The organism is Serratia liquefaciens ATCC 27592, assembly GCF_000422085.1.
Taxonomy (GTDB): domain Bacteria; phylum Pseudomonadota; class Gammaproteobacteria; order Enterobacterales; family Enterobacteriaceae; genus Serratia; species Serratia liquefaciens.
The window spans coordinates 2,155,500-2,176,463 of sequence record NC_021741.1 but is presented as its reverse complement, the minus strand read 5'-3'; the positions used below and the strand labels follow the sequence as shown (position 1 = coordinate 2,176,463).

The 20,964-nt window shown below is 56.0% G+C and carries 17 protein-coding genes; 9 read left to right on the top strand and 8 right to left on the bottom strand.

The window, feature by feature from the left end; genetic code table 11:
- The first annotated feature begins 64 nt into the window (after positions 1-64).
- The 4 genes from M495_RS10175 to M495_RS10160 all read left to right on the top strand — a co-directional run bounded on the left by M495_RS10175 (position 65) and on the right by M495_RS10160 (position 4,589).
- The gene (locus tag M495_RS10175) at positions 65-1,345 is read left to right on the top strand and encodes an HdeD family acid-resistance protein (protein ID WP_020826562.1); all 1,281 of its coding nucleotides are present in this window, start codon (positions 65-67) and stop codon (positions 1,343-1,345) included.
- 58 nt (positions 1,346-1,403) lie between these two features.
- Positions 1,404-2,069 carry a hexitol phosphatase HxpB gene (gene hxpB, locus M495_RS10170; RefSeq protein ID WP_020826561.1) on the top strand — a complete coding sequence of 222 codons (666 nt, stop codon included), beginning with the start codon at positions 1,404-1,406 and terminating at the stop codon, positions 2,067-2,069.
- 396 nt (positions 2,070-2,465) lie between these two features.
- A complete protein-coding gene (locus M495_RS10165; protein WP_020826560.1) occupies positions 2,466-3,014 on the top strand; it encodes a metal-dependent hydrolase in 549 nt (182 codons plus the stop codon).
- A 183-nt stretch (positions 3,015-3,197) separates the two neighbouring features.
- The gene (locus M495_RS10160) at positions 3,198-4,589 is read left to right on the top strand and encodes an L-cystine transporter (protein WP_020826559.1); all 1,392 of its coding nucleotides are present in this window, start codon (positions 3,198-3,200) and stop codon (positions 4,587-4,589) included.
- A gap of 65 nt (positions 4,590-4,654) precedes the next feature.
- Here M495_RS10160 and phnX read toward each other — a convergent pair whose 3' ends face one another.
- Together phnX and phnW are read right to left on the bottom strand one after the other, a co-directional pair.
- Entirely contained in the window at positions 4,655-5,464 is an 810-nt protein-coding gene (phnX, locus tag M495_RS10155; protein WP_020826558.1) for a phosphonoacetaldehyde hydrolase, read from the bottom strand.
- An 8-nt stretch (positions 5,465-5,472) separates the two neighbouring features.
- Entirely contained in the window at positions 5,473-6,576 is a 1,104-nt protein-coding gene (gene phnW / locus M495_RS10150) for a 2-aminoethylphosphonate--pyruvate transaminase (RefSeq protein ID WP_020826557.1), read from the bottom strand.
- A 144-nt stretch (positions 6,577-6,720) separates the two neighbouring features.
- Between phnW and phnR the strand changes: the two genes are divergently transcribed.
- A complete protein-coding gene (phnR, locus tag M495_RS10145; RefSeq protein WP_020826556.1) occupies positions 6,721-7,440 on the top strand; it encodes a phosphonate utilization transcriptional regulator PhnR in 720 nt (239 codons plus the stop codon).
- Positions 7,441-7,514: 74 nt separating this feature from the next.
- Here the strand turns inward: phnR and kdgR are convergent, their stop codons facing one another.
- A complete protein-coding gene (gene kdgR, locus M495_RS10140; protein ID WP_020826555.1) occupies positions 7,515-8,306 on the bottom strand; it encodes a DNA-binding transcriptional regulator KdgR in 792 nt (263 codons plus the stop codon).
- A gap of 211 nt (positions 8,307-8,517) precedes the next feature.
- Between kdgR and M495_RS10135 the strand changes: the two genes are divergently transcribed.
- Complete coding sequence (locus M495_RS10135; RefSeq protein WP_041415335.1) at positions 8,518-9,912, top strand: MFS transporter; 1,395 nt, start codon at positions 8,518-8,520, stop codon at positions 9,910-9,912.
- A 49-nt stretch (positions 9,913-9,961) separates the two neighbouring features.
- Here the strand turns inward: M495_RS10135 and htpX are convergent, their stop codons facing one another.
- From htpX to M495_RS10110, 5 genes are all read right to left on the bottom strand, one after another.
- A complete protein-coding gene (gene htpX / locus M495_RS10130) occupies positions 9,962-10,840 on the bottom strand; it encodes a protease HtpX (protein WP_020826553.1) in 879 nt (292 codons plus the stop codon).
- Between the two features lie 407 nt (positions 10,841-11,247).
- Entirely contained in the window at positions 11,248-11,631 is a 384-nt protein-coding gene (locus M495_RS10125; RefSeq protein WP_041414497.1) for a DUF4260 domain-containing protein, read from the bottom strand.
- Positions 11,632-11,730: 99 nt separating this feature from the next.
- Positions 11,731-13,767, bottom strand: coding sequence for a carboxy terminal-processing peptidase (gene prc, locus M495_RS10120; RefSeq protein WP_020826551.1), 2,037 nt, complete (start codon positions 13,765-13,767; stop codon positions 11,731-11,733).
- Positions 13,768-13,786: 19 nt separating this feature from the next.
- Complete coding sequence (gene proQ / locus M495_RS10115; RefSeq protein WP_020826550.1) at positions 13,787-14,497, bottom strand: RNA chaperone ProQ; 711 nt, start codon at positions 14,495-14,497, stop codon at positions 13,787-13,789.
- Positions 14,498-14,592: 95 nt separating this feature from the next.
- Entirely contained in the window at positions 14,593-15,090 is a 498-nt protein-coding gene (locus M495_RS10110) for a GAF domain-containing protein (RefSeq protein ID WP_020826549.1), read from the bottom strand.
- Between the two features lie 244 nt (positions 15,091-15,334).
- Here M495_RS10110 and yebS point away from each other — a divergent pair, with 244 nt between their 5' ends.
- From yebS to rsmF, 3 genes are all read left to right on the top strand, one after another.
- The gene (gene yebS / locus M495_RS10105) at positions 15,335-16,582 is read left to right on the top strand and encodes a membrane integrity lipid transport subunit YebS (RefSeq protein ID WP_041415333.1); all 1,248 of its coding nucleotides are present in this window, start codon (positions 15,335-15,337) and stop codon (positions 16,580-16,582) included.
- Positions 16,551-19,181 carry a PqiB family protein gene (locus M495_RS10100; protein ID WP_020826547.1) on the top strand — a complete coding sequence of 877 codons (2,631 nt, stop codon included), beginning with the start codon at positions 16,551-16,553 and terminating at the stop codon, positions 19,179-19,181. Before yebS ends, M495_RS10100 begins: the two co-directional genes overlap by 32 nt.
- 103 nt (positions 19,182-19,284) lie before the next feature.
- The gene (gene rsmF, locus M495_RS10095; protein WP_020826546.1) at positions 19,285-20,721 is read left to right on the top strand and encodes a 16S rRNA (cytosine(1407)-C(5))-methyltransferase RsmF; all 1,437 of its coding nucleotides are present in this window, start codon (positions 19,285-19,287) and stop codon (positions 20,719-20,721) included.
- Positions 20,722-20,964: the final 243 nt, after the last annotated feature.

Here is a 20,964-nt window from a genome sequence, read left to right as displayed (position 1 = left end):
GGCGAGCGCGCGTTGCCGGTAAATAGTTATATAGTTAAATCAAACCGTTTAAACAGGGGCCTTCATGATTCGGCTGATTATCTTATTGCTGGGTGCGCAAGCGCTGCGGGGGCAACGCCGCCTGCTAATGCTGTTCGGCTGGGCGTGGATCGCCGTAGGCGCGCTGATGCTGTTCGATGTACTTCAGGACGGGCGTTCGGTGCTGGCGTTGGATGCGCTGGCGGTACTGCTGGCGCTGGAGGGATTAGTGGCGATTTCCGCCGCACTTGTGATCGGCTCATCCGCCAGTCGCCCAGTGATGCTGAAGGGATTGGGCTTTTTGTTTCTGGCCTTTTTAGTTTGGGACGTGCCCGCCGACGACAACATCGTCGCCACGCTGGTGTTTGGCAGTGCGCTACTGCTTGACGGTGCGGTTCGCATTGCTTCTTCTACGGTGATCCAGCACAGCCGCTGGAAACCGGTCGCGCTGGCGGGCAGCGGCGAAATCTTGCTTTCGCTGATGATTTTTATTGGCTGGCCGGTGCCGCATCGGATGACGGTTCCTTTTTGTATCGGCGTGATGATCCTGCTTTCCGGCTGGGCACTGCTACGCATTGCCCGCAGGCTGGAAAGCTTCTCGCTAAATCAGAACCCGCAGTTAGCCACTCAGCCGCAAACCAATGACGCTAATCCGCTCAGGGTGTATGTCTGGACACCGACAGGATCGGCAAAAGATGCCCGCAGGCGTTACATCGTCGATCGCTATATCGCGGCGGTGGACGGCAGCGGCAATATATCCACTGGCCATGCCGCCCTGGCGTTGGCACCGGACGTGTATATCAGCCACTATCCGCTTAACGAAATCAGCCAGTCTGCACAAGATTTCCGCCGGCTATTGCACTCCGGCGAACAAAACAACGTCGACGGACGCTTTCTGCCCGATTTGCAACAGGAAGTGGCAGCCTGGTGCCCCCCGGACAAAAGAATACAGTTTCGCCGTTACAACTCGACGGCATTACGCGCCTTCTGGCAGCGTTATCGTCAGGATGCCACTTACAATCTGACTCGTCGCAACTGCTCCACCACGGTTATTCAGGCGCTCGATAGCGCGCTGGAAGGTGTACTGGGCGATAAACATCTGTGGCGGCGTTTCCTGTTGCTGATACTCGATCCCAACCTGTGGATGTTGGCGGTGCTGCGCAGCCGTGGCGAAAGCATGACCTGGACACCGGGGTTGGTGCTGGATTATGCCCGCATGCTGCAACAGGTTACCGAACGCCAGCATCAGCGCTGGTGGCTAAAAGTGCAGGAGATGTGGCGCATCCTGCGTTTCGGCAAAGCTCAGCCACGCAGGCAAAAATTTTAGTCTCAACGCCGGCGATGATAAAGTGTCGGGCACATTCACCGGCAGGAGTTAACCGATAATGGCCTATTCGCAACGCATTGAAACCGCTATTTTTGATATGGACGGTTTATTGATCGATTCAGAACCGCTGTGGCTACAGGCAGAACTGGATATCTTTGGCGCACTGGGGCTGGATTTGTCAGACCGCCACAAACTGCCGGATACCCTGGGTCTGCGCATCGATCTGGTGGTGAAGATGTGGTACCAGGCCATGCCGTGGCAAGGGGTGTCGCAAGAAGAAGTCTCTGCGCGTATTATCGAGCGCGCCATCGAGCTGGTGCGTGAAAAACGCCCCCTGCTGCCTGGCGTACAACAGGCGCTGGAGCTGTGCCGCAGCCTGGATCTGAATATTGGCCTGGCCTCCGCCTCACCGCTGCACATGCAACAACAGGTGCTGCAGATGTTTGACCTCGAAGGCTACTTTGATCAACTTGTCTCCGCCGAATACTTGCCTTACAGCAAGCCGCACCCGGAAGTGTACCTGATCGCCGCCGAGCGCCTGGGCAGCGATCCCCTGCGCTGTATAACGCTGGAAGACTCGTTCAACGGCATGATTGCCACCAAGGCCGCGAGGATGCGTTCTATCGTGATCCCTGCGCACGAGTATCGCCATGATGGCCGTTGGGCGCTGGCCGACCACAAGCTCGATTCCCTTGAGCAACTGACCTCCGATCATCTGGCCTGATTTTCACGGCATCGGCTTACTGCCGGTGCCGCTAACCTGACTTCTCCCGCCTTTTCGTTGCTTAAGTTCAAAATCTGGCTGCACGTCATAAAATAAATAAAACATTATTTCATTTTTATTGAGTTACTGTAGCGGCCTCATTATGCTGCAGTTCAAGAAAGTCGCCGGACGTTAGGCACAGGCTGTCACTGCCACGCAGCCTTACGCTCTCGTCCGGCGCTTTCTCCTACGCCCATCCCCTTACCGCAGAAAAAGCGTACAGCACTTGGCCATTTAAGTAACAAGCCGTTGTAAAACCGGGAAAAATAAACAATTGGTTACAGGGTAACTGCTTCCACTACTGGGAATTTTCCCATATACTGGATAAATTAACAGTTTATCAGCCGGAACAGCAGTATGACCGCGGAAGGACATCTTATTTTTTCTGTCGCTTGCGCGATTTTCGCCAAGAAGGCCGAGGTGACCCCAGAGCTGGCAACGGGCGACTGGTGGCACATCATCCCTGCCGCGCTGTTGACCTCACTGCTGCCCGATATCGATCACCCCAAGTCGGTATTGGGCCAACGGTTGCGCTGGATTGCCATTCCGATATCGCGCGCCTTCGGCCACCGCGGTTTTACCCATAGCCTGCTGGCGATCGCCGGCGGCATGGCGTTGTTCCAGCTTGACGTGCCGCGCAGTTGGCCGATTCCGGCCGACGTCTTGCATGCCATGATCATCGGTTACTTCAGCCATCTGCTGGCGGATATGCTCACTCCCGCCGGCGTCCCCTTACTCTGGCCATGCCGCTGGCGTTTTCGTCTGCCGCTGCTAAATTCTCAGAAAGGCAATCAGCTTGAGCGCGCCCTGTGCCTGTGCCTGGTGGCTTTCGCTATCTATTGGCAGGGCGGATGCACCATCCCAGTGCAGTCTTATTTTGAACAAATAAAAAATATCAGACTGTGATCACATAAAAACGGACACTTAATAACCGCAGAGTGCATAAATTAAACAAATTTACGCAATGAGTTATATCAAATTCCATTTGGATATAAGTGAGCCGTTAAGCAAACTGTTACGATATTTAGTATCGCTACGCCATGGTGCATAGCCATTTTCATATAAGAAAAAATTTTGGAGACATTGGGGATGAATTTTCCGCTGGTTATTAACGTGGTGATTTTTGTCGCCCTCCTTTTGCTGTTGGCGCAAAGCCGCCATAAGCAATGGAGCCTGGCGAAAAAGGTACTGGTCGGCCTGGTCATGGGTGTGGTGTTCGGTTTGGCACTGCAGCTGGTGTACGGTTCGGACAATCCGGTACTGAAAGAATCCATCAGCTGGTTCAACATCGTCGGTAACGGCTATGTGCAACTGCTGCAAATGATTGTCATGCCGCTGGTCTTCGCCTCGATTCTGAGCGCGGTCGCCAAGCTGCATAACGCCTCTTCCCTGGGGAAAATCAGCTTCCTGACTATCGGCACCCTGTTGTTCACCACGCTGATTTCGGCGCTGGTGGGCGTGCTGGTAACTAACCTGTTCGGTCTGACCGCTGAAGGCTTGGTGCAAGGGGCGCAGGAAAGTGCGCGTCTGTCCGCAATCCAAAGCAACTATGTGGGCAAACTGGCCGACCTGACCGTACCGCAGATGGTGCTGTCCTTCATTCCTAAAAACCCGTTCGCCGATTTGACCGGTGCCAGCCCTACCTCAATCATCAGCGTGGTAATCTTCGCGACCTTCCTGGGTGTGGCGTCGCTGCAGCTGCTGAAAGACGACAAGCCAAAAGGTGAGCGCGTGCTGGTCGCTATCGACACCCTGCAGGCCTGGGTGATGAAGCTGGTGCGTCTGGTGATGAAACTGACTCCGTATGGCGTTCTGGCGCTGATGACCAAAGTGGTTGCAGGCTCTAACGTTCACGACATCATCAAACTGGGTAGCTTCGTCGTGGCTTCATATCTGGGTCTGGCGATCATGTTTGCGGTGCACGCTGCCCTGCTGGCCTTCACCGGCGTTAATCCGCTGAAGTTCTTCCGCAAGGTATGGCCGGTCATCACTTTCGCCTTTACCAGCCGCTCCAGCGCCGCCAGCATTCCGCTGAACGTGGAAGCGCAAACCCGTCGTCTGGGCGTACCGGAATCCATTGCCAGCTTCTCGGCCTCGTTCGGCGCCACCATTGGCCAGAACGGTTGTGCAGGCTTGTACCCAGCGATGCTGGCGGTGATGGTGGCCCCAACTGTCGGGATTAACCCGCTGGACCCGGTGTGGATCGCGACCCTGGTCGGTATCGTCACCATCAGCTCCGCCGGTGTAGCCGGCGTGGGTGGCGGCGCGACTTTCGCTGCGCTGATCGTACTGCCGGCAATGGGTCTGCCAGTGACGCTGGTTGCCCTGCTGATCTCCGTTGAACCGCTGATCGACATGGGCCGTACCGCACTGAACGTCAACGGCTCTATGGCGGCAGGTACCATCACCAGCCAACTGATGAAGCAAACAGACAAGTCCATTATGGACAGTGAAGACGAAGTGGAACTGGCTCACCAGTAAATCTCGTCGGCAATAAAAAACCGGGGCTTGTTCGCAGCCCCGGTTTTTTTATATCTGCAATCCACTCAGGGCCGTTCGCCCGCCGCCAGTCGCTGATTGATTTCAGCAATCACATCCGGCAGTTGTGCCAATGTATCAATCACGTAGTGCGCACCGGCGGAATACAGTTTATCGGTTGCCAAAGCGCGCCGCTTGTTAACTTCCGACTCACTCATTTGTTGGTATTCCTGCCAGGTAGCACCAAACTCGTTACCCGACAGCGCCAGCCCGATGCTCCACATGCCTGCATTCAATCCTTCGCTGATACCCGGCACTGCATCATCCACTTTCACACAGTGCGCCACCGAATCGATACCCAGCGTAATCACGTTTTGCAGCGCCATCCACGGGCCTGGACGCCCACCAGCGGCCAAATCGTCAGTCGCAACCCAGTGATCCGGCGCGTAACCTCGCAGCGCTGCTGCCGGCGCCAGCACTTCCATCACCGCCCGCGGATAACCCGAACAGGAACCTATCTTGATGCCCTGCTCACGCAATGCAGCAATCACCTGTGGCACACCCTCAATCGGATCGGCAAAGTCGACCACCTTGGCGATTTGCAACGGCATAAAAGCCTGATACAGCGCGTCAATGTCCTGATGACTCATGGAGCGGCCCAACTGCTGCCGCCAACGTGCATCCACCTCGGGCAATTTGCCCAAAGCCTCAATGTGCTGCCATTTGCCCAACCCCATCGGAATGCGCGCCTCCGCCAGGCTGATGTCGATATCAAAGGTCTGCTTAAAGGCTTCAACAAAAATCTGCGTTGGCGCAAAGGAGCCGAAATCTACCGTGGTGCCGGCCCAGTCGAGTATTACTGCGTTAATCTGACTCATGCTCATCCTCATTGCTCCCAGTACATTGCCTGCCCGACCGCGGCCAGCAAACGTTCGATATCCTGCGGGTAAACTTCGCCGATATTGCCAATGCGGAAGCAGTCGCTCTGCGATACCTTGCCCGGATAGATGACAAAGCCCTGCTGTTTCAGGCGCTGATAGAACTCGGTAAAACGGTAAGTGTCGGCCTTCGGTGAATAAAACGCGGTGATGATCGGCGAGTGCAAATCATCCTCCAACAGGGTTTCGAACCCCAGCGCGCGCATCCCAGCCACCAGCCGCTGCTGGTTTGCCCGGTAACGAGCGTGGCGGGCATCGATCCCCCCTTCTTGCTCCAGCTCGCGCAGCGCCTGAGCAAACGCCAGCACCGTATGCGTCGGCGAGGTAAAGCGCCATTTGCCGGCATTATCTTCCATACAGCGCCACTGGGCATACAGATCCAACGACAGCGAGCGCGAGCGCCCCGCGCACTTATTCAGTTCATTGCGGCGGGCAATAACAAAGGCGAAACCCGGCACGCCCTGAATGCATTTATTGGCCGAGCTGATCAGATAATCAATGCCGAGCGCATCGACATCCAGCGGAATACCGCCGAAACTGCTCATCGCATCCACGATCAGGGTTTTGCCATTTCGCGCCGCCAGGCCTGAGACGCGCTCCAGCGGATTCAGCATTCCCGTGGTGGTTTCACAATGCACCATGGCGATATGGCTGATGCCAGCATCGCCTTTCAATACCGCCTCCATCGCCTCAACATCCGGCTCATTCACTTCACCACAGTTGAACGCATGGTGATTGATGTCCATCAATCGGGCCATTTCGATCATCCGCGCACCATAAGCGCCGTTATTGACGATCAGCAATTTGTCCTGCGGCCCCATTACCGTGCCCAATACCGCTTCGACCGCAAAACTGCCGCTGCCTTGCAACAGCACTGAGGTGTAGCCCGTTGACCGAGTCGCCAGCGCCTCGAGCTTCTGACGAATGCTCTGCACCACGCCCAGGTTGTAATCTTCATCCCAGGTACAGCTATCGAACAGCATCGCTTCCTTCACCGTTTTTGAGGTGGTCAACGGGCCAGGGGTTAACAGCAAATAATCGTGCTCAGACATCTCATTCACCCAATTGGTCTATACCAGATGAGTATTATACTGACCGCAACCCGGCCTTCGGGTCAAACGCCAACCGCAGGTGAAACAAAAAATTCATCTGGGCATGTATAATGAGCGCGTGCCGAAATGCGATAGCGAGATGAAATGAAAGAACATCTGGGTGAGTTGCCCCACTACCTGCAAATCAAGGAACAGCTACAGGCGCGTATCACTCGCGGCGCGCTGCAGGCGGGCGATAAGCTGCCTTCCGAGCGTGAACTGTGCACCATTTTCTCTACTACTCGTGTCACCGTACGGGAAAGCCTGGCGCAGTTGGAAGCCACCGGTGCCATCTACCGCGCAGACCGCAGGGGTTGGTTTGTTACGCCGGAAAGGTTGTGGTTGGATCCGACGCAGAACACCAACTTCCACCGGTTATGCCAGGAGCAGGGGCGCACGCCGCGCACTGAGCTGTTGTCCGCCGAAAAAACCGCGGTGCCTCTCGACGTCATGCGACCATTAGCGCTGGAGCCGAGTGACCCAATTTATCTGCTGCGCCGCGTACGCTATGCCGACGGCCGGGCTATTTGCTATTGCGAGAACCACTGCCTGCCGCAGCGGGTGCCTGAATTGCTCAACCAGGATCTTAACGGCAGCCTCACCGAGATTTATCAGCAACGGTACAATTTGATTTACCACCGGATGCACCTGTCGTTTTACCCTACCGCCCTGCCATACGCCGCCGCCACTGCGTTGGGCGCGATGGTTGGCCTGCCCGCACTGCTGCTACGCCGGTTAAACTACGACCAGCACGGGCGAATTCTCGATTTTGATATCGAATACTGGCGACATGACAGCCTGCGCATTGAGGTCGATACGCTGTGATCTCTGCACTGTGCCAAACAAAAAAGGGCGCCGCCGGTGAATGGCTGCGCCCTTGATTTGGTCAACTGACGGGATCAGTACGGGTAGTCGTGATAGCCCATTTGCTCAGAAATGTTGCGCGCGGCGGTGTGCAGACGTTTGACGTAATCTGCCCTGGCATCTTCAGAGTAACGAATCGACGGGAACGAAATGCTCAGGCCGGCGGTCACTACGCCAAAGCGGTCAAATACCGGCACCGCAATACAGCGCAGCCCTTCTTCTTGCTCTTCGATGTCCTCACCCACACCCTGTTCACGCACTTGATCCAACAGCGACAGCAGCGCCCCGGCATCGGTCAGGGTGTTCGGCGTGCTGCGGGTAAATTCAATCTGCGACAGAATTTGCGCCACTTCCGCCCTATCGCGCCACGCCAACAACACTTTACCGATCGCGGTACTGTGCAACGGGTTACGCCGACCGATGCGTGAATACATGCGCAGGTTATATTGCGCGTCGATTTTATGGATATAGACAATGCTGTCTTCGTCCAGCGCCCCAAGGTGAATAGCTTCCCGGGTATGATTCGACAGTTCACGCATTTGAACATCTGCAATACGGATCAGATCGACGTTCTGCAACGACTTGGCACCCAGTTCAAACAGCTTGAGCGTCAGGGCATATTTTTCCGTTTCCCCTTCCTGCGACACATAGCCCAACGACTTCATGGTCTGAAGAAAACGGTATACGGTACTTTTGGACATCATCACCCGCTGGGAAAGCTCAGTAATGCCAATCTCACGCTCTTCGCCCAGCGCCTGCAAGATACCGAATACCTTCAGCACGGAGGAAACCGCATCCGGTTGTTTATCTGGATCTGCGTTCACCATAGTCAAAATCCTACCCAGCTTTTGTGTTTTAAGAAATTTGAACAAGGGTTTCAGTATACGCGGTACCGCAGAAGCCACGCAATCGGGCTGGGCTGAATGCACGCTGGGATCTCATCGGTTATTACAATTGAACGGAAAACTGTGGATGCAATCGCAGACGAACATGATTAGCATGGTAATACTCCCCCGGATTAATACCTTCGAGATCAACATGCGTTCTTGTACCGACGGCCTCCCCGTCCCGCAGCGCTATGGGGCAATCCTCGCCATTGCCCTCGGCATTACCGTTTCCGTGCTCGACGGCGCAATCGCCAACGTGGCCCTGCCGACTATCGCTCGCGATCTGAACGCCAGCCCGGCCAGCTCCATCTGGGTGGTGAACGCCTATCAGTTAGCCATCACCATTTCCCTGTTGTCGCTGGCCTCGCTCGGCGATCTGATTGGCTATCGCCGCATCTATCAGGCCGGTTTGCTGGTCTTCAGCGTGACCTCACTGTTTTGCGCACTGTCCGACTCGCTGACGACACTGACTATTGCTCGCGTGCTTCAGGGGTTTGGCGCCGCCGCCATCATGAGCGTCAACACCGCACTGATCCGCATTATCTATCCGCAACGTTTTCTCGGACGCGGCATGGGCATCAACTCGCTGATTGTCGCCTTTTCTTCGGCTGCCGGGCCCACGGTGGCGGCGGCAATCCTCTCGGTGGCCTCGTGGCAATGGCTGTTTGCCATCAACTTGCCGATCGGCATTGTGGCGTTGCTGCTGGGGATGAAATATCTTCCCGCCAATAGTCAAAAGAGCACCAATCAGCGTTTCGACCCAACCAGTGCGGTGATGAACGCCCTGACTTTCGGGCTGCTGATCACCGCCATCAGCGGTTTTGCTCAGGGCCAGAGCCTGACGTTGATTTTCAGTGAAATCGCCGCGCTGCTGGTCATTGGCTTCTTCTTTGTCCGCCGCCAGCTGCGCCAGGAATTTCCGCTGCTGCCGGTAGACCTGCTGCGTATCCCGATTTTCGCCCTGTCGATGGGCACATCAATTTGTTCCTTTACCGCACAAATGCTGGCAATGGTTTCGTTACCTTTCTTTCTGCAAGGGACGCTGGGCCGCGATGAGGTCGCCACCGGGCTGTTGCTGACCCCCTGGCCGCTGGCGATTATCGTCATGGCGCCATTGGCCGGGCGGCTGGTGGAGCGGATCCACGCCGGATTATTGGGTTGTATCGGCCTGGCGGTGTTTGCATTGGGGTTATTCTTGCTGGCATTGCTGCCGCATAACCCTTCCGATCTGGATATCATTTGGCGCATGGTGCTGTGCGGCGCCGGCTTCGGGCTGTTTCAATCGCCCAATAACCACACCATTATTTCCGCCGCCCCGCGCAACCGCAGCGGCGGCGCCAGCGGCATGTTGGGTACCGCCCGCTTATTGGGGCAGACTTCCGGTGCCGCACTGGTGGCACTGATGTTCAATTTGTTCCCCACTTCCGGTACCCACGCTTCGTTGATTCTGGCCGGTACCTTTGCCACGCTGGCGGCGGCAGTCAGCAGCCTGCGCATTACCCAACCGCGTACGCAAGCGGTAGAAAACCGTGAGCAAGCCAAATAGCGGGCATAAAAAAAACCCCGGCAAGCCGGGGTTTTTTACGTTCTTTAGGTTACTTCAGGTACTGGCCTGAACGCAGCGCTTCGATACGTTTATCGAGCGGCGGGTGAGACATGAAGAGTTCGCTGAACGACTTGGATTTGCCGTTAATGCAAAACGCCATCATGCTGCCTGCTTCCTGCGGTTCATAGCTGGTTTTCAGCCGTTGCAGCGCCGCGATCATCTTCTCGCGGCCCACCAGTTTGGCTGAGCCTGCGTCGGCGTAGAACTCACGGTGACGCGAGAACCACATGGTGATGATGCTGGCCAGGATACCGAACACCAGTTCCAACACCATCGACACGGCAAAATAGATCATCGGATTGCCGTTACCTTCCCCTTCACCGTCACGGTTACCCAGGAAGCCGGCGGCCACCTGCGCAATCAGGCGCGAGATAAAGATCACGAAGGTGTTCACGATACCCTGAATCAGCGTCATGGTGACCATGTCACCGTTAGCGACGTGACTGATTTCATGGGCGATAACCGCCTCCGCTTCGTCACGGCTCATGCTCTGCAGCAGACCGGTACTGACGGCGACCAACGAAGCGTTGCGACGCGCGCCGGTGGCGAAGGCGTTAATGTCCGGTGCGTGATAAATAGCGACCTGCGGCATGGCAATGCCCGCCTGCTGCGACTGACGACGTACCGTTTCCAGCAGCCAGTTTTCGGTTTCGTTACGCGGCTGTTCAATCACTTCCCCGCCAACGGAGCGCAGCGCCATCCATTTGGACATCAGCAGTGAGACAAAAGAACCGCCGAAGCCGAACAGACCGGCCATGATCATCAGGCCCTGAACGCTACTGGATTGGATTCCTGTCAGGCTGAGCACCAGCCCGAAAACCAACATCACCGCCAGGTTGGTGAGCAGGAACAGAGCTATACGCATCATAAAATGTTTACTTCCTCATAAATGTTAACAAAACGCTGCCTTGGATACCCTAGATCGTATGGGCATTCATCACAGTTTCAAGAGTTGCACGCCATTAACCTACTAAAAATACGAAACTTTACAAAAACGGCGCTTCAGCAATACTCCCCAAATTGTAAACGATTGTTGCGTAAAGCGGCGAGTTTTTATGGGAATTTTATCTGCGAGCCAATCGGAACAACCGAACAAAATTCCGTCCCCTGCACAGGAAGCAAAGTGTCCGCCAGCCCCAGCCGGTAAGATTTACGTCACAAAGCGCTACCCTTACCGTCGCTCCCTGATCTATTTCCTCGCCGGCGGCAACTGGGCTTACGTAATCGCAAGAAAGCGGGCTGTACACCGGCCTCGCACTTCGAGGGGGCGGTATTTTAACGCTGTGGTTTACGTCCCAGCCCGCCAAGATGGGTATCTGCAAAGCCGCTAGCGTATTTCAGCCCATAACCCAAGGCTCGATCAAAACCGATATGCGCGCCCCAAATCAACGCCGCCATCAACCAGTGTGGCTGTTGGGTTCCCGCAAATACCAGGCCGCACAACGCCGGTCCAATATAAGAGTGGGCAAGGTTATAGCCGATGGCCCCCGCTTTTTTACCCAATACATAGGCCAGAAAAGAGATGTCGGGGATCAGGAAACAGGCGGCAAACAATCCCCAACTGTAGTGTTGTCCGTGGTATATCACCACGGACAGTATCAACACCAGCACGGCTTCAAAACGGAGTACAGCGCGCATTGACGGGCTTAAGTCGCTCATCGTGACCTCACAAAACGTTTAATTTCGACTCGGGGCCCTGACCGCGCCCATTAAAAAACGCACCCGAAGGTGCGTTTTTCTTTTTGGTGCTTGGCTGCGTTACTTCGCTGCCGCTGGCTGCGCCTGTTCAAGGTGCGCCAGATCCAGAGCGATATGCACGGTTTCATCCAGGTATGGGTCGGGCTCCTGGTAATCCTTCGGCAGATCCTCCAGCTTCTTCAACGGCTTTTTACCGGCGCGCTGCAGGCGGTCATTAATGCGCTGCAAACGGGTAGCGTCATCATCGTGGTTCTCTTTCTCACGCTGGGCAAGATTGAGTGAAACGATGTTGCGCTTGTCCTTCAGCGCCTTGTAATGGGCGATATCCTGCGCGATGTACTGGAACTCAGGATCCTTGGCGATACGCTGCTCGTGATCTTTCAGCAATTCAGGATCGAAAGGCTTCAGATCGCCGGTTTTGGTGTAGGTCGCCGCATTAATACTGTCCCACGGCATCGCATTGTCTTCAAAGGCTTCACCGGTTTCCGCCGGATCAATGCCGCTCGGCATCAGGATATCCGGGGTTACGCCTTTACGCTGGGTACTGCCGCCATTCACGCGGTAGAACTTCTGAATGGTGTATTGCACCGAGCCCAACGCAGGCCATTCCGGACGCAGCATCTGGTCGTAAATGCGGTTCAGCGAACGGTACTGCTGGACGGTGCCTTTACCGAAGGTCGGTTCACCGACGATCAGCGCGCGGCCATAGTCCTGCATCGCCGCAGCAAAGATCTCGGAAGCAGAGGCACTGAAGCGGTCAACCAGTACCACCAGCGGCCCTTTGTAGTAGGTCACGCCGTCGGTGTCCGCGTCTTCACGCACCTTACCGTTGTTGTCACGCACCTGCACCACCGGACCGCTCGGAATGAACAGACCGGACAGTGATACCGCTTCGGTCAGCGCGCCGCCGCCGTTGGTGCGCAGATCGATGATCAGGCTCTTGACGTTCTGCTTGGCCATCTTCTGCAACTGAACTTTCACATCATCGGTCAGGCCAACGTAGAAGCCTGGGATGTCCATCACCGCGACTTTCTCTTTGCCGACGGTCTTGATGGTCATCTTCACCGCGCGATCTTCCAGACGAATACGCTCACGGGTCAGTGTGACCACACGGGTTTTGGTGCCTTTGCCCGCAGGCAGGATATCCAGGCGCACTTTGCTGCCCTTCGGCCCTTTGATCAGCGAAACCACATCGTCCAGACGCCAGCCGATAACATCGACCATAGGTTTACCCGCCTGGCCAACGCCGACAATACGGTCACCCACGGTGATCGCTTTGCTCTTCGCCGCTGGGCCACCCGGTACCATGGAATTGATCAGGGTGTAGTCGTCATCCATCTGCAGCACGGCACCGATGCCTTCCAATGACAGGCTCATTTCGGTGTTGAACTGCTCGGTATTGCGCGGGGACAGATAATTGGTATGCGGGTCGATTTCATGCGCGAAGGCATTCATCGCCAGTTGGAATACGTCTTCGCTGTTGCTTTGCGTCAGGCGCTTAATAGCGAACTGATAGCGTTTGGTCAGCGTTTCGCGAATTTCCTTGTCGGTCTTGCCGGTCAGTTTGAGGTTCAGCTCGTCATATTTGACTTTGGCATCCCACAGGCTGTCCAGTTCGGCCTTGTCTTTCGGCCACGGCGCTTTGCTGCGGTCGAGATCGATAGTGTCGTTGCCGGTGAAGCTCATTGGCTTTTCCAGCAGCGACAAGGCATAGGTGTAACGCTCAAAACGGCGTTTTTGGGCCAGATTGTACAGCGCGTATGGCGTATCCAGCTTACCGCTTTTCAGCTCTTCGCCAAGCTGGTTGCGCTTGTCGGCGAATTGCGCCACGTCGGAGGCCAGCAACACGTTATGGTTGTAGTCCAGCATATTCAGGTAACGATCGAAGATCTTGCCTGAAAAGTCCGCATCGAGGGCAAACTGGCGGTAATGAGAGCGAGTGAAGCGCGAAGTTACGCGCTCACTCACCGTTGCATGTTGCGGTTCCTGCTTAAGCTGGGGCAGTTGATCGATGCGGATGTTGGCTGTGTCCGCTCCGTAACTGACGCCCGCCCACAACAGACCCGCGACTGCTGTTAATCTGACAAATTTGTTCATGCCTTGGTTGGCCTCCGTATCAGAACTGCAAGTGTTCTGCGCGCACAATCATCGCCAGACCGGAAGAGAGCTGCACACGTACGCCATCTTTAGCGATTTCGAGTACGGTAGCATCCATCGCGCTCTTGCCTGCTCTGACTTTGATTTCTTGGCCAATTTGCAGTTTAGAGATATCCGTGACTGGCACATGGCGCTGCTGGCTTTCCTCTTTGACTTCACGAGGTTGACGAGCGGGCTGTGGGCGAGTTTGTGGGCGTGGCTTGCGGTTCTCCGGTGCGGCTCCGCCTTCGCGACGTGCAGCAGGTTTTTTACCGGCTGGACGTGGACGACGCGGTTGCGCATCGGCTGATTCGCCGGCAGCTTCACGTTTTTTGGCGTTTTGTTCGGCACGCTGTGCCTGAACGCGCGCTTTCGCTTCTTCAAGCTGTTGGCGGGCATGATCGACATGCTGCTGTTCGAGTTCACCGCACGGATTGCCGTCTAAATCGACGCGCTGCGCGCCAACTTTGACGCCGTACAGGTAACGCCAGCTAGAGGTGTACAGGCGCAGGGCAGAACGCAATTGCGTTTTGCTGAGGTTCTCTTCCCCTTGAACACGCTCGACCAGATCCTGAAAAATACCGATTTTCAACGGGCGAGCTTCGCCCTCGGCGCTAAAGCAGAGCGGAAAACGCTCGGCAAGAAAAGCAATGACTTCTTTACTAGAGTTCAACTTAGGTTGATTTTCCATGAAATTTCCTGATTACAACGGGTTTGCCAACCAGCGCAGGCATGAACAGGCGTCATTATAATGACGCCATCGGTAAATGCCACGTTAACCGTAGATCAACTTGCTGCCACAGTGACATATTTCGCACTATCACACTGTTCCAGCTGCGCACAAAGCCCCGCCACCACTGCTTCCAGGCCCCTTTCGTCCTGTTCGTCGAAACGTTGATAAACTGTGCTGTCGATATCGAGAACGCCGATAATCTGACCGCTAACATTCAGCGGCAGCACAATTTCTGCATTACTGGCTGCGTCACAGGCGATATGGCCTGGGAACGCATGGACATCACCAACACGTTGCACGCGGTTTTCCGCCACGGCAGTCCCGCACACGCCCTTGCCTACCGGAATACGTACGCAGGCGATCTTCCCCTGGAACGGACCGAGCACCAATTGCGCACCGTCCATCAGATAAAAACCGGCCCAATTGACGTCATCAAGGCGCTCGTTGATCAACGCACTGGCGTTGGACAACGCGGCGATAAAGTTGGTTTCCCCGTCAAGCAGTGCGCACAAATCACGTTTTAATTCCGCGTAGAATTGTTCTTTTGTCATGTGTTAACCATTAATACCGTGAAGATGGCCAGAAGCCCAAGTCTTAAGCCCTATAAAATAAGCATTAAATGCCTATAGCCACAAGGTTAATCATCTGTTGCTTCACAAAACCCTACCGGGCAAGGTATGTTTGCCGGTCTGAAACCCTGTTTTGCCGCCCGGCGCTTGAACCGATGAGCACGGACAGATTTATTTTTCAGCTACGCTAACTGTTGCGGCGAGCTATAGGGCAGCTTTTCTCATGATGAAAATACACGCTATCACCGGCCCACTTTCCAAAGCACGCCACCAGCGCTGTTGCGAATGCGACCTGCTGTTTGTGTTGCCGCCGCTCAGCGGTAAACAGGCAGCCTACTGCCCGCGTTGTGATGCGAAGGTGGTCAGCGGACGCGACTGGTCGATGACTCGACTGACCGCCATGGCGGTCACCATGTTGCTGCTGATGCCCTTCGCCTTCAGCGAACCGCTGATCAGCATCCGCTTGCTGGGCGTACGTATTGACGCCAGCCTGCTGGAAGGCATCTGGCAGATGAGTCGGCAAGGTGATCCTATCACTGCCAGCATGGTGGCGTTCTGCACCATAGGTGCTCCACTGACGTTGGCGCTGTCGCTTCTGTACCTGCGTTTCGGCCATACGCTGGGCATGAACCTGCGCCCGGTGCTGCTGATGCTGGAACGGTTAAAAGAGTGGGTGATGCTCGATATTTATTTGATTGGCATGGCCGTGGCAACCATCAAAGTCAAAGAGTATGCCGATATCCAGGCAGGCAGCGCCCTGATCGCCTACCTGTCACTCACCCTGCTCAGCATCCTGACCCTAATCCACGTCAATCTGGAGCAGTTGTGGGAACGCTACTACCCGCAAGAGCAACCAGAGGGCCCGCCGACGGCACTGCATATTTGTCTGTCGTGCCATTTCACCGGTTATCCCGATGAGCGCGGACGCTGCCCGCGCTGCCATGTGCCCATGTGTCACCGTCAGCCCTACAGCCTGCAAAAAACCTGGGCGGCGCTGATTGCGGCAATGATTTTACTGATCCCGGCCAACCTGTTGCCGATATCGATCATTTACGCCAATGGCGCCCGGATGGAAGACACTATATTCTCCGGGGTGGTGTCACTGGCAAGCTCCGGCAATGTGCCGATCGCCGCCATCGTCTTCATCGCCAGCGTGCTGGTGCCCTTTACCAAGGTCATTGTGCTGATCACGATATTGTTCAGTATTCATTTCAAAACCTCGCACAGCCTGAAAACGCGCATTCGCTTGCTGCGGCTGGTGACCTGGATCGGCCGCTGGTCAATGCTCGATTTATTCGTTATTGCACTGATGATGTCGCTGGTGAACCGCGACCAGTTGTTATCTTTTACTATGGGACCGGCAGCCTTTTACTTTGGGTCTGCGGTTATTTTAACTATTCTTGCCGTAGAGTGGCTGGATAGCCGATTGATTTGGGATGCACATGCAACAGGAAACGCCGAATACACCGACTGAAGCGCGGGTCAAAAACAAGCGCCGCATTTCGCCATTCTGGTTACTGCCGTTTATTGCCCTGCTGATTGCGGGGTGGCTGGTCTATAGCAATTTCCAGGAACGCGGCACCACGGTGACCATTGATTTTCAGTCTGCGGCAGGCATCGTCGCTGGCCGTACCCCGGTGCGCTATCAAGGGGTAGAAGTCGGCACCGTACAGAGCATCAGCCTAAGCAAGGATCTGCGCAGCATCGTGGTCGAAGCCAGCATCAAGAGCGATCTGGAAGACTCGTTGCGCGACGGCACCCAATTTTGGCTGGTTACGCCAAAAGCCTCATTGGCGGGTGTGTCAGGCCTGGATGCGCTGGTCGGCGGCAACTACATTGGCATGATGCCGGGCAGCGGGCAGCCGCAAACCCACTTCACCGCCCTCGATACTCAGCCCAAATACCGGCTGAACACCGGCGAGCTGATGATTCACCTGCATGCCGACGATCTGGGGTCGCTCAATACCGGTTCGCTGGTCTATTACCGCAAAATTCCGGTCGGCAAGGTGTATGACTACACCATCTCCGAAGGGAATAAAGGCGTCACTATCGATGTGCTGATCGATCGCCGCTTTGCCAATCTGGTGAAGGGCAACAGCCGTTTTTGGAACGTTTCCGGCTTTAAGGGCGATTTCAGCCTGTCGGGCGCCTCGGTGCAGATGGAAAGCCTGGCCGCGCTGGTTAACGGCGCCATCGCTTTTGATTCACCGCTCGACGGTCAACAGGCCAAGGCCGATCAAAGTTACACCCTCTATCCGGATCTGGCGCACAGCCAGCGTGGCGTTAACATTACGCTTGATTTGCCCAGCGGTAACAGCCTGAGTGAAAATCACACGCCGCTGATTTATCAGGGGCTGCAGGTAGGTACTTTGACCAAACTGACGCTGGAACAAGACAGTAAGGTCACCGGCGAACTGACCATCGATCCGTCGGTGGTGGATTTAATGCGCAGCGGTACGCGGATCGTCATGCGCAGCCCGCGCTTGAGCCTTAACGACGCTAAACTCAGCCAGCTGCTGACCGGCAATACGCTAGAGCTGGTGCCGGGCGAAGGCGAGCCGCAGCAGCACTTCAACGTGCTGGACAGCAGCGAAACCCTACTGCAACAGCCGGGCGTGCTGACCGTAACGCTTAACGCGCCGCAAAGTTACGGCATCGACGTTGGCCAGCCGCTAGTGGTTCATGGTGTTAAGGTCGGGCAGATAATGAGCCGCGCATTGACCGACAGCGGCGTGGTGTTCACCGCCGCCGTGGAAGCCCAATATCGCCGCCTGCTGCATAAAGACAGCAAGTTCGTGGTCAACAGCCGCGTCGACGTCAAGCTGGGGCTCGATGGCATGGAAGTGCTGGGTGCCAGCGCGCAGGAATGGCTGGACGGCGGCGTGCGCATCATCCCCGGCAGCAAAGGCGATCCAGTCGGCCAGTATCCACTGTACGGCAACAGCGAAAAGGCCGAAGCCGGCATCGTCGGTAACAGCCCAACGCCGACCCTGACGCTGAACGCCGTGAGCCTGCCTGACGTTCAGGCCGGTTCGGTGGTGCTGTACCGCAAATTTCAGGTGGGCGAAATTGTTAACGTGCGCCCCAAAGCCAACGAGTTTGAAGTCGATGTTTATATCAGCCCGGAATACCGCAAGCTGTTGACCAGTGAAAGTATCTTCTGGGCCGAAGGTGGCGCCAAGGTGCAGTTGAACGGCAACGGTCTGACGGTACAGGCATCCCCGCTTAACCGCGCGTTGAAAGGCGCCATAAGTTTCGACAACCTGCAGGGCGTGACGCTGGACAAAGGCGCCAAACGCGTACTGTACGCCACGGAAACCGCCGCCCGCGCGGTGGGTAGCCAGATCATCCTGAAAACCTACGACGCCAGCAAACTGTCGCCGGGTATGCCGCTGCGCTATCTTGGCATCGATATCGGCCAGGTGGATTCGTTGAAGCTGGCACCAGAGCGAAATGAAGTGTTGGCCAAGGCGGTGCTGTATCCGGAATACGTCCAGACCTTCGCGCGCCTGGGCAGCCGATTCTCGATTGTCTCGCCGGAGATTTCCGCCGCCGGAGTCAGCAACCTCGATACTCTGCTGCAACCTTATATCAACGTGGAACCGGGTCGCGGGCGCGAGCTGCGCAGCTTTGAGCTGCAGGAAGCCAGCATCACCGACTCGCGCTATCTGGACGGTCTGAGCGTGATCCTTGACGCGGCCGAAACCGGCTCGCTGCAGATTGGTACTCCGGTGCTGTTCCGCGGCGTGGAAGTGGGCACCGTCACCGGTTTCTATCTGGGGGCCATGTCCGATCGCATCCACGTGGCGCTGCGCATCAGCAAGAAATACCAATATCTGGTTCGCAACAACAGCGTGTTCTGGCAAGCCTCCGGCTATAACCTGCAGTTTGGCCTGACCGGCGGCGTGATCAAGAGCGGCACCTTCCAGCAGTTCATTCGCGGCGGCATTGCTTTCGCCACCCCGCCGAGTATTCCGCTGGCGCCTAAGGCCACGCCGCACAAGCACTTTATGCTGAATGCGGAGGAACCTAAGGACTGGAGAGACTGGGGCACCGCCATCCCTAAAGAGTAAATAAGTCACCTTCTCAGGGGCTCAGCAATGCTGGGCCCCTACTGTTTCCAGCTTTGTGGTAAACTTCCGCCCTTATTTTGACAGCTGCCAGAGAGCTCACCCCGTGGCCAAACCTGCCTCCGTTTATTTGCCGCCCGCCTTTCTCGACGCGACGCGTGCCATCATGCCCGCCGACCTGTCGATGGACGATTTTATTGCCGCCTGCCAACGCCCGCTGCGCCGCAGCCTGCGAGTGAATACGCTGAAAATCAGCGTTGCCGACTTTTTGACGCTTGTGCAGGATTACGACTGGCAGTTGGAGCCAATCCCCTGGTGTACGGAAGGCTTTTGGATCGAACGCAAAGACGAGGAACTGCGGCTGGGTAGCGCGGCGGAACACTTGAGCGGCCTGTTTTACATTCAGGAAGCCAGCTCGATGCTGCCGGTCAGCGCACTGTTCGCCGCAGGGGAAACGCCACGTCGGGTGCTGGACGTCGCCGCCGCGCCGGGTTCCAAAACCACTCAGATTGCGGCCTTGATGAACAACCAGGGTGGCATTGTGGCGAACGAATATTCCGCCAGCCGGGTCAAGGTGCTGCATGCCAACATCAGCCGCTGCGGGGTTAAAAACACGGCGCTCACCCACTTTGACGGGCGGGTATTCGGCGCCGCACTACCGGAAAGCTTCGACGCCATTCTGCTGGATGCACCCTGCTCCGGTGAAGGCGTAGTACGCAAAGATCCGGACGCCATGAGCAACTGGTCGCCGGAGAGCGTTGCCTCCATCGCCGAGACTCAGCGCGAATTGATCGACAGCGCCTTCCATGCCCTGGCTCCGGGTGGCGTCATGGTCTACTCCACCTGTACGCTCAACGCGCAGGAAAACCAGCAGATCGTCAACGGGTTGCTGGCGACCTATGGCGACGCGGTCAGCGTCGAGCCATTGGGCGAACTGTTCCCAGGCGCCAAACAGGCCCTGACCGCCGAAGGCTTCCTGCACGTGTTCCCACAGATTTACGACAGCGAAGGCTTTTTCGTGGCCCGCCTGCGCAAACATCACTCCGTGCCCGCGTTGGCGAAACCAAGCTATAAGCTGGGCAAATTCCCGTTCGCGCCGCTTTCCGCTAAGGACTCTGCTGAAATAGCCCAGGCCGCCGCTGCTTCCGGGTTGGTCTGGGATGAAACCAGCCGTCTGTGGACGCGCGATAAAGAGATTTGGCTGTTCCCCGCCGAGCTGGAAACGTTCGTCAACAAAGTACGTTTTTCCCGCATTGGGCTGAAACTGGCCGAACGCTTCACCAAAGGCTATCGCTGGCAGCACGAAGCGGTGATCGCGCTGGCGGCAGCTGACGGTAAGCAGCGCTTTGAGCTGGATGCCACACTGGCGCAGGAGTGGTATCACGGCCGCGACCTGTACCCGGACTCACCGCCGCTGACCGATGAATGCATCGTGACCTATCAGCAACAGCCGCTGGGGATCGCCAAACGCATCGGCAGCCGGATAAAAAACAATCTGCCCCGCGAACTGGTTCGCGACGGCGCGTTGGATTTTCATCAGTAGCTACGCTGAAACTGGCCGGGAAATGCCGGCCAGTTAATGACGCTAATAATATTCCGATAGGGGAATATTATTATTCTAATCATTTACCCTTTTCGGCATTATCCTCCCGACTTGCCAAATATACCGACACCTTTCAAAAATAAAGATAATTTTTGGCTCCTGACCAAGACAATTCAGCATTCTTATTCTATTAATTAAACTGTAAATAAATTAATGCGTTTAACCCGGTTCCGGGCGGCGCTT

What these genes read in the sequence shown, in the direction of transcription:
- M495_RS10175 (WP_020826562.1), top strand. Translation starts at nt 65, where the DNA reads ATGATTCGGCTGATTATCTTATTGCTGGGTGCGCAAGCGCTGCGGGGG.
- hxpB (WP_020826561.1), top strand. Translation starts at nt 1,404, where the DNA reads ATGGCCTATTCGCAACGCATTGAAACCGCTATTTTTGATATGGACGGT.
- M495_RS10165 (WP_020826560.1), top strand. Translation starts at nt 2,466, where the DNA reads ATGACCGCGGAAGGACATCTTATTTTTTCTGTCGCTTGCGCGATTTTC.
- M495_RS10160 (WP_020826559.1), top strand. Translation starts at nt 3,198, where the DNA reads ATGAATTTTCCGCTGGTTATTAACGTGGTGATTTTTGTCGCCCTCCTT.
- phnX (WP_020826558.1), bottom strand. Translation starts at nt 5,464, where the DNA reads ATGAGTCAGATTAACGCAGTAATACTCGACTGGGCCGGCACCACGGTA.
- phnW (WP_020826557.1), bottom strand. Translation starts at nt 6,576, where the DNA reads ATGTCTGAGCACGATTATTTGCTGTTAACCCCTGGCCCGTTGACCACC.
- phnR (WP_020826556.1), top strand. Translation starts at nt 6,721, where the DNA reads ATGAAAGAACATCTGGGTGAGTTGCCCCACTACCTGCAAATCAAGGAA.
- kdgR (WP_020826555.1), bottom strand. Translation starts at nt 8,306, where the DNA reads ATGGTGAACGCAGATCCAGATAAACAACCGGATGCGGTTTCCTCCGTG.
- M495_RS10135 (WP_041415335.1), top strand. Translation starts at nt 8,518, where the DNA reads ATGCGTTCTTGTACCGACGGCCTCCCCGTCCCGCAGCGCTATGGGGCA.
- htpX (WP_020826553.1), bottom strand. Translation starts at nt 10,840, where the DNA reads ATGATGCGTATAGCTCTGTTCCTGCTCACCAACCTGGCGGTGATGTTG.
- M495_RS10125 (WP_041414497.1), bottom strand. Translation starts at nt 11,631, where the DNA reads ATGAGCGACTTAAGCCCGTCAATGCGCGCTGTACTCCGTTTTGAAGCC.
- prc (WP_020826551.1), bottom strand. Translation starts at nt 13,767, where the DNA reads ATGAACAAATTTGTCAGATTAACAGCAGTCGCGGGTCTGTTGTGGGCG.
- proQ (WP_020826550.1), bottom strand. Translation starts at nt 14,497, where the DNA reads ATGGAAAATCAACCTAAGTTGAACTCTAGTAAAGAAGTCATTGCTTTT.
- M495_RS10110 (WP_020826549.1), bottom strand. Translation starts at nt 15,090, where the DNA reads ATGACAAAAGAACAATTCTACGCGGAATTAAAACGTGATTTGTGCGCA.
- yebS (WP_041415333.1), top strand. Translation starts at nt 15,335, where the DNA reads ATGAAAATACACGCTATCACCGGCCCACTTTCCAAAGCACGCCACCAG.
- M495_RS10100 (WP_020826547.1), top strand. Translation starts at nt 16,551, where the DNA reads ATGCAACAGGAAACGCCGAATACACCGACTGAAGCGCGGGTCAAAAAC.